Source organism: Acidicapsa acidisoli (assembly GCF_025685625.1).
Classification (GTDB): Bacteria; Acidobacteriota; Terriglobia; order Terriglobales; family Acidobacteriaceae; genus Acidicapsa; species Acidicapsa acidisoli.
Genome location: NZ_JAGSYI010000001.1, coordinates 458139 through 472123, shown reverse-complemented (window position 1 = coordinate 472123; position 13985 = coordinate 458139). Strand labels below are relative to the sequence as shown.

General features: G+C 59.7%; 12 protein-coding genes. 4 read left to right on the top strand and 8 right to left on the bottom strand.

The features are described from left to right. Positions 1-12 precede the first annotated feature (12 nt). Together OHL23_RS01860 and OHL23_RS01855 are read right to left on the bottom strand one after the other, a co-directional pair. Complete coding sequence (locus tag OHL23_RS01860; RefSeq protein ID WP_263350072.1) at positions 13-1209, bottom strand: fibronectin type III domain-containing protein; 1197 nt, start codon at positions 1207-1209, stop codon at positions 13-15. A gap of 63 nt (positions 1210-1272) precedes the next feature. Further along, complete coding sequence (locus tag OHL23_RS01855) at positions 1273-2184, bottom strand: TIGR01777 family oxidoreductase (protein WP_263350071.1); 912 nt, start codon at positions 2182-2184, stop codon at positions 1273-1275. A 172-nt stretch (positions 2185-2356) separates the two neighbouring features. Here OHL23_RS01855 and OHL23_RS01850 point away from each other — a divergent pair, with 172 nt between their 5' ends. Further along, positions 2357-3118 carry a helix-turn-helix domain-containing protein gene (locus tag OHL23_RS01850; protein WP_263350070.1) on the top strand — a complete coding sequence of 254 codons (762 nt, stop codon included), beginning with the start codon at positions 2357-2359 and terminating at the stop codon, positions 3116-3118. A gap of 19 nt (positions 3119-3137) precedes the next feature. Here OHL23_RS01850 and OHL23_RS01845 read toward each other — a convergent pair whose 3' ends face one another. Further along, positions 3138-3668 carry a 5' nucleotidase, NT5C type gene (locus OHL23_RS01845; protein WP_263350069.1) on the bottom strand — a complete coding sequence of 177 codons (531 nt, stop codon included), beginning with the start codon at positions 3666-3668 and terminating at the stop codon, positions 3138-3140. A 2-nt stretch (positions 3669-3670) separates the two neighbouring features. Next, positions 3671-4480 carry a zinc ribbon domain-containing protein gene (locus OHL23_RS01840; RefSeq protein WP_263350068.1) on the bottom strand — a complete coding sequence of 270 codons (810 nt, stop codon included), beginning with the start codon at positions 4478-4480 and terminating at the stop codon, positions 3671-3673. A 157-nt stretch (positions 4481-4637) separates the two neighbouring features. Between OHL23_RS01840 and OHL23_RS01835 the strand changes: the two genes are divergently transcribed. Continuing rightward, positions 4638-6416, top strand: a complete 1779-nt coding sequence (locus OHL23_RS01835) for a chloride channel protein (RefSeq protein WP_263350067.1) — start codon at positions 4638-4640, stop codon at positions 6414-6416. A gap of 13 nt (positions 6417-6429) precedes the next feature. On the opposite strand, the gene OHL23_RS01830 is transcribed toward OHL23_RS01835, so the two are convergent. From OHL23_RS01830 to OHL23_RS01815, 4 genes are read right to left on the bottom strand one after another with little or no spacing between them, the layout of a single operon-like run. Further along, on the bottom strand, positions 6430-7314 hold the full coding sequence (locus tag OHL23_RS01830) for a glycine betaine ABC transporter substrate-binding protein (RefSeq protein WP_263350066.1): 885 nt from the start codon (positions 7312-7314) through the stop codon (positions 6430-6432). Further along, positions 7311-7946 (bottom strand): ABC transporter permease, encoded by a 636-nt coding sequence (locus OHL23_RS01825; protein WP_263350065.1) that lies wholly within the window; start codon positions 7944-7946, stop codon positions 7311-7313. Before OHL23_RS01825 ends, OHL23_RS01830 begins: the two co-directional genes overlap by 4 nt. Beyond that, the gene (locus tag OHL23_RS01820) at positions 7943-8728 is read right to left on the bottom strand and encodes an ATP-binding cassette domain-containing protein (RefSeq protein ID WP_263350064.1); all 786 of its coding nucleotides are present in this window, start codon (positions 8726-8728) and stop codon (positions 7943-7945) included. Before OHL23_RS01820 ends, OHL23_RS01825 begins: the two co-directional genes overlap by 4 nt. A 56-nt stretch (positions 8729-8784) precedes the next feature. Beyond that, positions 8785-9732 carry a hypothetical protein gene (locus OHL23_RS01815; RefSeq protein WP_263350063.1) on the bottom strand — a complete coding sequence of 316 codons (948 nt, stop codon included), beginning with the start codon at positions 9730-9732 and terminating at the stop codon, positions 8785-8787. Between the two features lie 166 nt (positions 9733-9898). Between OHL23_RS01815 and OHL23_RS01810 the strand changes: the two genes are divergently transcribed. Both OHL23_RS01810 and OHL23_RS01805 read left to right on the top strand, forming a co-directional pair. Further along, positions 9899-11548, top strand: a complete 1650-nt coding sequence (locus OHL23_RS01810; protein WP_263350062.1) for a DHA2 family efflux MFS transporter permease subunit — start codon at positions 9899-9901, stop codon at positions 11546-11548. A 162-nt stretch (positions 11549-11710) separates the two neighbouring features. Further along, positions 11711-13975 (top strand): S9 family peptidase, encoded by a 2265-nt coding sequence (locus OHL23_RS01805; RefSeq protein ID WP_263350061.1) that lies wholly within the window; start codon positions 11711-11713, stop codon positions 13973-13975. Positions 13976-13985: the final 10 nt, after the last annotated feature.

Here is a 13985-nt window from a genome sequence, read left to right as displayed (position 1 = left end):
TTCTCCTGATCTTTATTCATTAGGGTTTGGTTCGGATTCTGGCATCGCTTCCTGCGCTTCGACCGAGCGTTTGCTCTCGTGTCCGGTCAGGTCAATCGCACTTACGGCGTATCGGTAGCTGTGTCCGGCTGCGACTGTCTGGTCGCGAAAAGCGGGTCCTTCGAGCGGCTGCGGCCCTGATATTCGCTTCCATTCGCCATCGGACTCGGCTCGATACACGATGTAACCTGCAAGATCTTCTTCTGTATCCGGTTGCCAGGACAGGTCAATGGTCTTTTCATCCGGCACGGGCACCGCGACCAGACCTCGCGGTACGGATGGTGGAAAGGTATCCACAACATCCACGCGAATGGGCGCGGAGATTTCCCCTGCCAGCTCGAGCGATTTCTTTCCATCTACTCCATTGGTCGAAACCTCGACCACCCGCTGCGCAGTGTATTCGTAGATTTCGCCGAAGTGCGCCGTCTTATCCAGCGCGCCGGTTGGCTGACCGTCCTTCGGTGCGTCCACGAAGAGATCGCGCAGCACTGGCTCTGTTGCTGGCGCCATCGGACCGCTCTGCTGCTTTTTCTCCGTCGCGGCGGGGGGATTCAGGAGCTTGCGGTGCAGCCGTACTCCTCCGGTTCTCGGGCTGGTTTGCTCGCCGATTTGGCTGTCTGACTGATCGGGGCTCCAGCCCAACGCAACCCCATCTGCGCGAACCTCAGCCGAAAGCCCTCCAATCGCCCCAGGAGCTTGACCGGCGAGCACCGGAGCGGAATTTGATAGTCCAGCCGACCGGCCCTTCGGGCTCTTCAATTCGATAAAGTAATCGAGCTCACGCGGCGCACCGCCGGCGAGCGGTGCCGGCAGGGTTTCGCGAAACTCTCCATCCTTGCTCGGAGCCACGGAAATCTCGCCCGCAGGCAGACAATTTCCAGACCCCTCGCGACGGCAGACTGCAGCCTTGATGGATCCCTGCATCAGGAGGTGATCGGTGGTCTTCTTGGGGTTAGTCCAATGCAGCACTACATTGTTTCCGGCGCGCACTGCGGTCAGGTCCGTGACGCGCTCCGGCAGTTTCAGAGAGGGCGGCTGCGGAGCCCCGGGTGTCCCGCAGCCGCTCAGCAGAATGGCCTCGGCTAGTCCGGCGAAGGCGATTGCGATCAGCGGTTTCCGGTTCTTCAGCGAGCGGTTCAAAGGCGCGCCTGCGTTGGGCACAAATCTCATCCGTCTCAGTTTATCTGTACTCACCTGCCGGTTCGGCGTGAGGCTCGTAGACTAAGACGCAGATTAGGACGCAAGCGCCGCAGCCAGAGCTTCCGACAGGGTTGGGTGTGCGAATACAAATCCGGCGTCAAGCAGCCGCTTCGGCACGGCACGCGTGCTTGCAAGCAGCGCTGCATCCGCCATCTCTCCGAAGGCCAGACGCAGTGCAAAAGCTGGCGCGGGCAGCACCGCGGGCCGGTGCACTGCGTGCGCAAAGTCCTGTGTAAACAGGGAGTTAGTGATAGGTTCCGGAGCGACAACATTGACCGGGCCGGAGAGTTGGCGTTCTCCTGCATCAGAGATTCCAGAGATTTCAAGGGCAAATAGCACCGCTGAGACGGCGTCCGTTTCGCTCACCCAACTCATCCACTGGCGGCCGTCTCCCAACTGGCCGCCAAGTCCCAGCCGGAAGAGCGGCGCCAATCGCGCCATGGCTCCGCTATCTGGCCCGATCACCATGCCGAAGCGTAGGTGCACCACGCGAATCCCGGCGTCTTCCGCAGGACGAGTCGCGGCCTCCCACGCCGAACAGAGTTCGGGAAAGAAGCCGTGTCCAGCTTGCGAGTCTTCGTCAAGGATCTCGTCTCCCCTATCGCCGTAAAACCCCACGGCGGATGCGGTAACAAGTGTCTGAGGCGGCGTCTTCAACCGCGCCAGCGCCTCGGACAAAACGCGAGTCGTTCCGACCCGGCTCTCGACCATCTCCCTCTTGTAAGCCGCCGTCCAACGCCTCGACGCGACATTTGCTCCGGAAAGATGCACTGCGGCGCTGATCCCTTCGAGTTGGCCAGCGTCTCCAATTTGGCCCGCAGCCGGATTCCACTGCAGCTCATCAGGGCCCTGCGCCTGTCGCCGGACGAGCCGCAGCACCCGCATCCCTCGTCGCCGGACCGCTGCCCCCACCGCCGACCCCAACATGCCGGAAGCGCCGCTCAACGAGACTTTTCTTTTGTTTGCTGCATCACAAATCAAGGGGATACGCCTCCAGCTCTGGATGGTAGATGCAGTTTGGCGACTAGGCGGATTGCGTGTCATGAGAAAAAGTTTTGATTCTGGTAACAAAATGCGGTGTAGCTGCATCTATCAATTGGAGGCGAAGTGAAACGCCATGAGTGATTCCGCAGCAGTCCACATGGGAACTGGAATGGCGGCACAGGTCGATTCCGAGACTGCCGAGCAATTCATTGCCGAAAAACACATCGGAGAACGCATCAAGCGTCTACGCCTCAAGAAGTCGATGGGTCTCGTCGAGTTGGGCCGTCACACCGGCCTCTCTGCCAGCTTTCTTTCTCAGCTTGAAACGGGCCGCGTAGTTCCTACGTTGCGCAACCTGGCCCGAGTAGCGATGGTGTTCTCCAAGGATCTGTCCTACTTCTTTGAGCCCGAGCCGCAGGCGCTCTTCCGTGTGCACCGTCGCAAGGAGCGCGTCCGGCTGCCCCAGACCGGTGTCGACGATCCCACATACTTCTTTGAAAGTCTCGGCTATATGGTTCCTGACCGCCTCATGGACCCTTACTGCGCCGAGTTCATGCCAGTCAAAAAGCCTCAGGATCTGCGTCCCCACGTGCATCCGGGCTATGAATTTCTTTATGTTCTGCAGGGAGAACTCGAGATTCGGCATGGGGATCAGGCCTCGCTGATGGAAGCTGGTGACGCGGTCTATTTCGACGCCAGTACGCCGCATGCCTATCTCTGCTCCGGCAAGTCCCCTGCTCTCGCGCTTATTGTGACCATGCATCAGGCCCAAGTTCCGCAACCGACTATGCAGTTGCGCCCGCTGGGCACGGCTCTGCCTGGCCGCCCGGTACCAGGCGCGCAGATGCGACCAGCAAATTCGATACCTCCTACGGTTTCCGGCGCCAGCAGGTAAGTCCAAATCGAACTCAGGCCTATTTGTTCGCGAAGTATTCTGCCACTTCGCGCCAGTTTGCGACTCTTTGGAATCCCTCAGCCGCCATGTTGTGCGGGGCCGAATAGAGAATTCCTGTTCCATGGAAGCGCAGCAGGTTGCGCGGCAAGTCGTCGATCAGGTAGTCGGCGTGCAGGATGCTTTTATCTCCGCAGAAGACAAAATGCGTCGGCGGCAGAAAAGGGAAGTGACGCAACAGCCAGCGATACTTCGGGCCAAAGGAATTCGGGACCGTCATTGCCTGGGTTGCCACAAACACCTCAAATCGCCCCGCCAGCTCGCGCATTACCTCGGGAGCATCTGGCATGACCGTCAAGTCGGCGAAGAAATCGTCCGCATCCAGAAAGGCTCGCAACTGCCCCTGCCGGTCATTCGCGACCACATCCCAAAGTCCCTTGCCCCAGAGGTCATCTGTTACGAGGTTTTCGTCAAATGCTTCGTTGTAGCGCCGCAAATGTTCGCTGAGGGTGTCTGCCATCACCTCATCCATGTCCACGCAGATTCTCAGCAAATCTAGACTCCTGCTTGTTTGCGCTTGATGCTGCTTCCGCCTAAATCTGGCTTTACGCTCTGCGCTGTCTTCGCCGGAATTGCCGGTTCGAGCGCTGGATCAAAGTATAAGATGCGGCTGCACGACTCGCAATTGAGCACCGCTCCATCCCGCAACTGGTTCCAGACCTGCGGCCGAATTCCCATCCGGCATCCTGAGCACTGCTGTCCTTCAGCCCGCGCCAGGCCGGTTCCGCGCATACCCGCAATGCGGTCGAAGTGGGCCAGCCGTACCCCCTCGTCCACCGCAGCGATCTCGCTCCTCAGAGCCTCGCGCTCTACCTTGAGCGCATCCAGCTGCTCGCGAAACTCCACATCCTGTTCGCCAACCCGCGCCCGGATCAGTCCTAGCGTCTCCGTAAGCTTGCCCGCCAGTTGGAACGCCTTGGCACGCTCTTCGTCCAGCGCTTCGCTCTTCTCCATGCTCGCCAGCTCGTTGTCTTCGAGCCGAGCAATCTCGGCTTCGGCAAACTTGATTTCGTGTTCGAGTGCGGCGGCCTGCGCAGCATTCTTCGCCGTATCCATCTGGCCGCGAAACCGCTTCGCCTTGCTCTGGTGAGTCGCAACCTCCAGTTCAAGGCTCGCCCGCAGAAGTTCCTCGCGTTTCAGTCCGGCGTCGGCGTCGGCGACGCGCTTGTGGGCCGCCTTCAGCAGATTGTCCGCCTGCGCTATTTCGCCTGGAAGAGCCTTCAGGGCTGTTGTGAGCCGCGTTCGTTCCAGCTCCACCGCCTGTAACCGCACCAGCTGTTTTGTCTCTTTCGCCAATTCATTCATGAGTGCCACAAAGTGTAACAAACCCCGCACCCCGGCGCATAACACTCGAAATTCAACCAAGATTCGACCGCCCGAGCAGAGCGCCCGCTGTTCTGGTTTCATTTGCAACATCAAAGTGGACTTCCGTGAGTTATCCTCGGGTCAGGTCATCCAGGCGATGAGCACCAGCGTTCCGGCGAAGAGCGGCGATCGGTGGAAGAACCCCTTGGCCTATCTGCTCGCCCGAATGCACCACCCCGAAAATCAGGGTTTTCTCCGCGAAGACCAGATATTTCTCATCCTCGCCCTGGTGATCGGCGCGCTGACCGGCCTCGCCGTGGTTGCCTTCATTTTGCTCACCGAACGAGCCGGTCTGCGCCTCTATCCGGTCGGCGGATCTCCATGGCGGCGTCTGCTCTTTCCCATCGCCGGTTCGCTTGGCATCGGCTATCTGCTCTTCCGCTATTTCCCTTACGCCCGAGGCAGTGGAGTGCCTCAGACCAAAGCCGCGCTCTACGCCAGGGATGGTTTCATCAGCCTGCGCACCGTTTTCGGCAAGTTCTTTTGCACCTCCGCGACGCTTGCTAGCGGCATACCGCTCGGACGGGAAGGACCGTCGGTTCAGGTTGCGGCGGGCATCGCGTCGGTGTTAGGTCGCAGCCTTGGGCTGCGGCCCGAAAAGGTGAAAGCGCTCCTGCCGGTCGGCGCAGCGGCGGCCATCGCTGCCGCATTCAACACTCCAATGGCTGCCGTCGTCTTCGCTCTCGAAGAGATCGTCGGTGACATGAATGCTCCCGTTCTCGGCGCGGTCGTAATCGCTTCGGCCACCTCCTGGATGGTGCTGCGCGTCCTGCTTGGCAACAATCCTCTCTTCAAGGTGCCGCAATATCAACTTTTGCACCCGGTCGAACTGGTCATCTACGCTGTGCTGGGAGTGCTCGGCGGCCTGGTTTCCGCCACCTTTGCTCGTCTTCTGCTCGGCATCCGTCAGCGATTTCTGCAATTCCCTCGAAGTACGGTCTGGTTTCAACCCGTGGCCGGTGGTTTGTTGGTCGGCGTCATGGGCTGGTTTGTGCCCCAGGTGATGGGCGTTGGTTACGGCTTTGTCGGGGACGTGCTCAACGGGCGCATGGTTCTCAGCATGATGGTGATGCTTGTCGTACTCAAGCTGCTCGCTGTCACCGTAAGTTACGCGTCCGGCAACGCCGGTGGCATCTTTGCGCCATCCCTGTTTATCGGTGCAATGCTCGGCGGCGCGGTGGGTACCGTCGCGCACTGGTGGCTGCCAGCGTATACCGCGACTGCGGGCGCGTATGCGCTGGTGGGCATGGGCGCCGTTTTTGCCGGTATCGTACGCACGCCCATGACATCCGTGCTAATGATCTTCGAGATGACCCAGGATTACGCCATCATCGTGCCGCTAATGATCGCCAACCTGGTTAGCCTGTTCATTGCCTCGCAATTTCAGAAACAACCGATCTACGAGGCTCTCGCAGTACAGGATGGCATCCACCTGCCATCGGCCGCCTCGCGCCGCGAACGCGATCAGCGGCACATTATTCAGGTCCTGCGCGCCGCTCCCGACCCGCTGCCCGCCGAAATCACACTCCGCGAGGCGCTTGAAAAGATCGGCGATAGCAGAGCACAGACCCCATTTCAAAGCTGGATCGTCTCCGATCAACTCGGCGTTATCGGAGTCATCAATCGCACCCGCCTTGAGGAGGAGCACACGCGCGATGCGGATAAGAAGTTGAGCGACATCTTGAACGCGGTCGCCTTCCCGCACGTACACGCCGACCAGGGCCTAGATCTTGCCCTCGAACGCATGGGCGCTAACCAGATCGAAATCCTGCCGGTCGTAGGCCGCGCCGACGCCCGCAAACTCGAAGGCATCGTAACGCTGCGCGACGTTCTCGACGCCTACGGGGTGACTCCGCACGAACTGGGCCTGAGCTGATAAAGTCTCCAATCTATAATCCATGCCTCTTGCGAAACTCCCGTACCACCTCAGCCGGATCACGATGTTCGCCGTCAATGGCTTCGTTCATCCCGCGCATATCTTCCGCCGTAATCTTTCCCGCCAGAGCGTCAAGGGCGACCTGTATCTGCGGCCAGCGCCGTAACGCTTCTTCGCGCACCAGCGGAACAGCCTGGTACGGCGGAAAGTAATGCCTGTCATCCTGTAGCGCGACTAGCCCCAAAGCATCAATCGGTCCGTCGGTTGAGTTGGCCGCAATCATGTCCACCTGGTGCGCCTCCAGCGCGCGATAGAGCAGCCCCAGATCCATCGTCCGCGGAGCAGTCGCGAAGTTCAGTCCATACGCCGCGCTCAGACCAGTCAGTCCGTCAGGCCTCTGCTCAAATTCGTAGCCGACCCCGAGACGCCACTGCGACGTGTACTTCGCGGCCTCGCTCAATGTTTTCAGATGCAGCTCTCGCGCATCGTCGCCGCGGATGACCATGGCGAAGGTGTTCTCAAAGCCCAGCGGATCGGCGACACGGACGTTGTAGCGCGACGCGTAGAGACGACGGACCGTATTGAGTACGGAATCGGGATTACGGTCAACCGGCTGCTTCAACACCGCCGTCAATGCAGTACCTGTGTATTCCACATATGCGTCGATGCGCCCTGAGATAAGCGCCTGCTGACAGATATAACTACCGGCGAGATAAAACCGGCGTTCGACCTTGAGACTGGATTTAGCCTCAATCTCCTGCGCCAGCAGCTCGCCCAGCACCACTTGCTCGGTAAAATTCTTGGCTCCGATCACAGGATGGTCAGGACGAGGCGGAGCACAGGAACTTGCGAGCAGGCTCAATACTCCGGCAACGGTAATGCAAAACCAGCGCTTCATCGCGCCGGCATCCGCGTTCGTCGTTCGAGCAGGCCTAGTGCCGCGTCCGCTGCCAGCGCCAGAAGTGCTGCGGGAATCGCTCCGGCAAGCACGAGACGATTATCGACCGACGCCACGCCGCGAAAGATCAGCTCACCCAGGCCGCCTGCGCCCACTGCCGCCGCAATGGTCGCGATGCCGACGCAGGTGACGGTTGCGGTACGAAGCCCGGCTAGGATGAAGGATGCAGCGAGCGGCAACTGCACCTTGACGAGAAGCTGCCAATCCGTGAGCCCCAGCGCTCGCGCGACTTCGATGATTGAAGGCTCGATGCCGCGGATTCCCGCGTAAGTGTTGCGCAGAATCGGCAGCAGTGCGTAGGCCGTCAGTGCCAGAATGGCGATGCGCGCCGCACGGTCTCCCAGCCAGGGCAGCGGCAACAGAAAGCCGAACATCGCGAGGGAAGGGATGGTTTGAAGGATGTTCGCCACGGCGATCACCGGCTTAGCCCATCGCGGCGTTCGCGTAAGCCAGATGCCCGCTGGCACGGCGATTGCCGTGGCAAAGAGCATCGCCGCACCGGTCAGCCACAGGTGCTCCACCGTGAGCGTGGTGATTTCACCGCCATATTGAGAGAGGAAATCTCCGCTCATTGCCGCACCGGGTTAACTTTCTCTCCGCGATGGAAGGCGCGAATATAGGAGACAATCTCCGGCTGATCGGAACGCAGAAAGGCAGCAGGCTCAAGGTTCGCAACCAGCCTTCCCGACTCCAGCAGCACGATTCGATCCGCAAGATACAGCGCCTCGTCGAGGTCATGCGTGACCAAGAGCACTGTCTTTTTTGCCGCGCCCGTAAGCTGGCGCAGCAGATCGCGCAGCATATCCTGCATCTCTGCCCGGGTGAGCGGATCGAGCGCGCCGAACGGCTCATCCATGAGTAGGATGCCGGGTTCGGCGGCCAACGCACGCGCCAGGCCAACCCGCTGCCGCTGCCCGCCGGAAAGCTGGTGCGGAAAGCGATGCGCAAAGCTGCCGGGATCGAGACCCACAACGGAAAGCAGCTCCCGGCTGCGGCGGTTTCGCTCTTCGCGCGGCTGGCCCTGTGCTTCCAGCACCAGTCCGACGTTGCGCTCGACGGTAAAGTGCGGAAACAGCCCAGTCTCCTGGATCACGTAGCCCATGCCCCGCCGCAAGCCAATCACTTCGGCATCGCGGACGCTTGCGCCATGCGCCAGCACATCGCCTGCCGTAGCCTCGACCATGCGATTGACCGTGCGGAGCAAAGTTGTCTTTCCGGAGCCGCTGCGTCCCAGGATGGCCGTGATCGTTCCTTCTTCGAGCGTCAGAGAAATCCGGTCGAGCAGTAGCCTGCCCTGTGCCGTCGCGTACGAAACTCCCCGAAATTCGATGGCAAATTCGATGGCTGCGCTCATGCCTCTGGCGTCCTTTGCCTCATCAGTGTACGGTCCGTAAGCTCTGTTCTCGTGATTCAGCCAAGAAACGCGTGTCTGGCCCGCTTGCCCGAGGACTTCCACCGCCGCACGATTTCATAGACGATCGCCGTCGCGTAGGAAACCGCGATCCAGATGAAGACTTCTTCAATCGGCAAATCGCTCCAGGCCGTGATGCGAAGGCCGATCATCTGCGCGTCCTGAAAACCCCACCATCCATAAGGCACGCCAAGGGTAGCCTCCCAGAGCAGGCTGATCAGCAGAACGACCAGGACCGTCAGGCTGAACGCGCGCCAGTTGATCACCGGCAGCGCGGACGGCAACAGAGCCGCCGACGGCAGCATCGCCCCAAGAACGAGGAAGATGAAATAGCCTGGAAATCCGGGCGTCCTCACAACCATCGAGCGATACAGGATTGCTGCGCCAATCAGCACTAGCGCCCAAAACAGGGATTGCGGATGAAATCGAAGCAGCCGCGCAAAATCCGTCCGCTCCGCTGCGTCAATCGGGACGCTGTAGGCGGCGAGCCAGTACTCATCCAGCCAGATGTAGATGAGGAGTATCGCTACAAATCCGGTGAAGTAGAAGACATACTCCTCGACCGGCACGCCTCCGCCAAGCGCGGGAAAAATCACGCCCAGCGTTGCGGCGCGATTGGGAAAAGTGAAAAACGAGTGCGCGAAAAAGAAATCGAGCAGCGCCCCAAGCGGAAAAAGAATCCCTACCGTCCACAGAAAGGACTTTTTCGAGATAGCGACTCCCTCGCGTGGTACGAGCCAAAGGCCAATCACAAGAATTGGCACAATGAACAACAGGAGGCTGACGGTGTATCCGTAAGGCGAAGGGTCGGCGACGGAAGCATCTACGACCGCCGAAACGCGCACTGTGTGCAGCGTCAGCGCAGCAGGCAACGCGATCATGCCAAGGATCGCGATCACGAGCCGAAAGCTGGATAGTGGCGAAATTGGGCCTTTGAGACGCGCCATCGGATATTCCCATTGCCAACCACTTCGAATTCAGTGCAGCAAATATAGCATTGGGATGAATCACGCCCTTGAATTCGTGAATTAACGCGATCGCACCAGGCACATATTGCACCTGTCACATTCTGAATCGTTGGTGCGTGCTTCAGTCTCTATACTGTGAATTCCCATGAGTGCCGCGACTCAGACCTCACCGATTTCGATGCAGGCCCCCGCCAAGGCTCCCACCACGGTCTGGAAGCCGCGCGCAAATCGCTGGGCGGTTGCTCTCACCGTCACACTTGCCACCTTCATGGAGGTTCTCGACACCTCCATTGCCAACGTCGCGCTTCCGCATATCGCCGGCGGACTCGGAGCCTCGGCCGACGAAGCCACCTGGGTGCTCACCAGCTACCTCGTCGCCAATGCCGTCATTCTGCCTATGTCGGCGTACCTGACGACGTTCATGGGCCGCAAGCGCTTTTACATGATCTGCGTGCTGCTCTTCGGCATCAGTTCGGCCATGTGCGGACTGGCGCCTTCGTTGCCGCTGCTGATCTTCTTTCGCGTCCTGCAGGGCGCGGGCGGCGGCGGACTGGCGCCAAGCGAGCAGGCCATTCTGGCCGATACTTTCGAGCCCAAAGACCGCGGCAAGGCATTCGCCATCTACGGCATCGCCGTGGTTTGCGCGCCGGCCATCGGGCCGACGCTCGGCGGCTACATCACCGATAACTTCGACTGGCGCTGGATCTTCTTCATCAACATCCCAGTGGCCATCATCAGCCTCTTTCTGACCAACCGCATCGTCGAAGATCCGCCGCATATCGTCAACGAAGTTAAGGAGATGCAGAAAAAAGGGCTGAATCTCGACTTCACTGGTTTTTTTCTCCTTGCGATCGGCTTCGGATCGCTCGAATTCGTTCTCGACAAAGGCCAGGAAGACGACTGGTTCGGCTCACAGATCATCACTACCTTTTCGGTTCTTTGTATCAGCTCGCTCATTCTGCTCGTTTTGTGGGAGATGCGCCAGATTCGCATCGGCCATAAACCGATCCTCGATCTCACGCTCTTCAAGCGTCGAAACTTCGCCATCGCATTCCTGCTGATGTTTGTGCTGGGCTTCTGCCTCTTCGGTTCGACGGTGCTGATTCCGCAGTTTGTGCAATCAATGCTCGGCTATACCGCCGAACGGGCCGGACTGGTCATCAGCCCGGGCGGCTTCGGCATCATCCTGCTTATGCCGCTGGTCGGGTTTCTCGTGGCAAAGGTGGACGCGCGTTTTCTTGTCGCTTACGGATTCTTCTCCTGTTCGGTCGCGCTTTTCGTCATGCTTACCCTCGACCTGGACGTGAGCTATGGCTATGTCGCGTGGCTGCGCGTCTTCCAGGCCTCCGGGCTTGCCTTTCTGTTCGTGCCGATCAGCACAATCTCCTTTGCCGGAATGCCGCCCGGCAAGAACAACGATGTCAGCGGTCTCACCAACCTCGCGCGTAACATCGGCGGAAGCGTCGGCACGGCGTTTTTAGTCACGGTGCTTGCCCGCCGCGCTCAGTATCACCAGCACCGCCTCGGCGACCACCTCACCGCGTCCACGCTTTCAATGCAGGACCAGATGGCGCTGATGTCGCGCTACCTGCATGACAAGGGCGGAATGGTCTACTCCATGGCCCTTGGCCGCGGCATGGCCCAGGGCACGCTGATGCGCCAGCTCATCCTTCACTCGACCATGCTCGCGTATCTGGACGTGATCAAATGCTTCGCAACCGCGATGGGGCTGATGGTTCCAATTGTCTTCTTTATGACCAAAGTCAAAGGCGGCCGCGGCGGTGGAGGGCACTAATCCCCGACATTAGCCACTGTCCATTACTGGCCCATTGCAACGAAGAACGCTCCGCGCAATTCCACTGCGGTACACTGCCTTCGTAGACCTTGAGCCGTCCCTCCGGTCTGTTTTCGCGAAATTTGCGCGCTCAAGGCTCACCACTTCCTACGAGGCATCTCATTGATTTCCTGTCATCTCCGTTCGCGTCTTTCAACCGCAATTCTTCTCACCCTTACCGCTGCGTCGCAACTCCACGGCCAGAGTTCGGGCAAGACCCTTACCGTCGAAGACATCTACGCGCATGGGCCGATCGCTGGCGGCGCGCCAGAAGGACTCACCTGGTCTCCGGATGGCGAGCACCTTACCTATATGGATGGCGGGGAACTCATCGACCTGGACCCCGGCACCGGCAAACCGCATATCCTGGTCAGCCGCGCCAAACTGTCTTCGCTCAACAGCAACACCGCCAGTGAAAGGGATCGCGACCACCGCGCCCGCTACCACATGGCCGGCTATCTGTGGGCGCCCGATTCTGCTCATCTGCTCTTTGACACCAACGGCAGCCTCTGGCTCTATGACCTCAAGACCGGCACCGGGCTGAATATCGGCGCCAGCGGCGCAGCCTCCGGAGACGATCCCAAGTTCTCGCCCGATGGCAAGCTGCTCTCCTTCATCAATGAGCATGGGGAGGAACACGGCCTTTCGGTCATCCACCTGCGTGAGATGGGGACGCCGGTTTCCAACGCGGCCGTGACTAACAATCCCGCCGTGCTCAACGGCAAGGTCGACTGGGTCTACGAAGAAGAACTGGATGCGAAAAGCAACTATTTCTGGTCTCCCGATTCCACCCGGATTGCATACCTGCAAATGGACGAATCACGGGTTCCCGAGTACCCCATCACGGACTGGATTCCATTGCATCCCAACGTGGACAGGCAGCGCTATCCGCAGCCCGGCGACCCCAATCCGGATGTTCGGGTCGGAGTTGTCAGCCCCACCGGCGGCAAGACGGTCTGGATTAAGCTGGGCAATGAGGGATTCAAGGCGGGCGACGACTACATCCCGCGCTTTGGCTGGGCCGATCGCAAGACGATCTGGGTCGAGACGCTGAGCCGCGACCATAAACACAAGAATCTCTACTTTGCCGACGCCGCATCCGGTCAGGCAAAGCTCGTTCTCCAGGAGAGCGACGATAAGTTTTTCGCCGAAAAGTACGACATATCCGTTGCCTTCGGGAAGATTATCTTCACCAGTTGGCAGGATGGCCACACCCATCTCTATCTCTACAGTTACGACGTAAACAATCCGCTTGGCGGCCCCGCGAAACTGGAGCGCCAGCTTACCAAAGGCGATTTTGAAGTAGATGAAGTGCTGGAGGTCGACCACCAGCACAAGGTCGTGTATTACTCCTCGAATGAGGGCAGCCCGCTTGAGCGGCAGATATGGCAGGTGAGTTTCAGCGGCGAGCGCAAGCCTATCACCACTGCCGCTGGATATCATACCGGCAGCTTTGCCCCCGCCGGCGGAGCCTTTACCGACCGCTATTCGGATCGTCTGACGCCGGATTCCGTAAGTCTGTGCCGTGTTGGCGATCATGAATCGAAGTGCAATCTCTTCTGGTCCACGCGCGCCGTGGAACCATACCATCTGCGCGCACCCGAGCAGTTGGAAGTGAAGGCGAGCGACGGGTCGACCCTGTATGCCACGCTTCTTTTGCCCGAAGGCAAAACCGATCCCGCTTCCGTTCCACTGATCCTCAACCCCTATGGCGGTCCTGGCCCGATGACGGTCGAGAATCATTGGGGCGGCGATAGCTTTCTCTTCGACACGCTGCTCGCGCAGCATGGTTTCGCCGTTTTGCACACTGACGGTCGCGGATCGGGCCGCCGCGGTAGAGACTTTGAACAGACCGCATATCATAACTTCGGCCCCGTGCAGTTGGAAGATCAGCTCGCCGTGGCGGACGCGGCTCTCGCCAAGTATCCGCAGCTCGACCCTAAGCGCCAGGGCTGGTGGGGATGGAGCTGGGGCGGCACCTTCACGCTCTATGCGCTCACCCACTCCGACCGCTTCCGTGCCGGCGTGGCCGTGGCTCCTGTCACCGACTGGCATAACTATGACTCGATCTACACCGAGCGCTACATGAGCGAGCCGAATGACTTCGCTTCCGGCTACAAGGACTTCTCGGTAGTCAACTCAGCCGCCAAACTCCACGGCCACCTGCTGCTCGTCCAAGGCACGGGCGACGACAACGTACATCTGCAAAACGTTGTCCAGTTCATCCAGCAGCTTACCGTAAACAACATTCCCTACGACCTGCAGATCTACCCCCGCAAGACGCATTCGATAGCCGGAACAGAGGTGCGCCCGCATCTTTTCAACTCGATCCTGGCGCAGTTTGAAACCTACCTCAAGCCGCCCGTAACCGCGGACGCGGGCAAATGAACGCGGACCA

What these genes read in the sequence shown, in the direction of transcription:
- OHL23_RS01860 (WP_263350072.1), bottom strand. Translation starts at nt 1,209, where the DNA reads ATGAGATTTGTGCCCAACGCAGGCGCGCCTTTGAACCGCTCGCTGAAG.
- OHL23_RS01850 (WP_263350070.1), top strand. Translation starts at nt 2,357, where the DNA reads ATGAGTGATTCCGCAGCAGTCCACATGGGAACTGGAATGGCGGCACAG.
- OHL23_RS01840 (WP_263350068.1), bottom strand. Translation starts at nt 4,480, where the DNA reads ATGAATGAATTGGCGAAAGAGACAAAACAGCTGGTGCGGTTACAGGCG.
- OHL23_RS01835 (WP_263350067.1), top strand. Translation starts at nt 4,638, where the DNA reads ATGAGCACCAGCGTTCCGGCGAAGAGCGGCGATCGGTGGAAGAACCCC.
- OHL23_RS01830 (WP_263350066.1), bottom strand. Translation starts at nt 7,314, where the DNA reads ATGAAGCGCTGGTTTTGCATTACCGTTGCCGGAGTATTGAGCCTGCTC.
- OHL23_RS01825 (WP_263350065.1), bottom strand. Translation starts at nt 7,946, where the DNA reads ATGAGCGGAGATTTCCTCTCTCAATATGGCGGTGAAATCACCACGCTC.
- OHL23_RS01820 (WP_263350064.1), bottom strand. Translation starts at nt 8,728, where the DNA reads ATGAGCGCAGCCATCGAATTTGCCATCGAATTTCGGGGAGTTTCGTAC.
- OHL23_RS01815 (WP_263350063.1), bottom strand. Translation starts at nt 9,732, where the DNA reads ATGGCGCGTCTCAAAGGCCCAATTTCGCCACTATCCAGCTTTCGGCTC.
- OHL23_RS01810 (WP_263350062.1), top strand. Translation starts at nt 9,899, where the DNA reads ATGAGTGCCGCGACTCAGACCTCACCGATTTCGATGCAGGCCCCCGCC.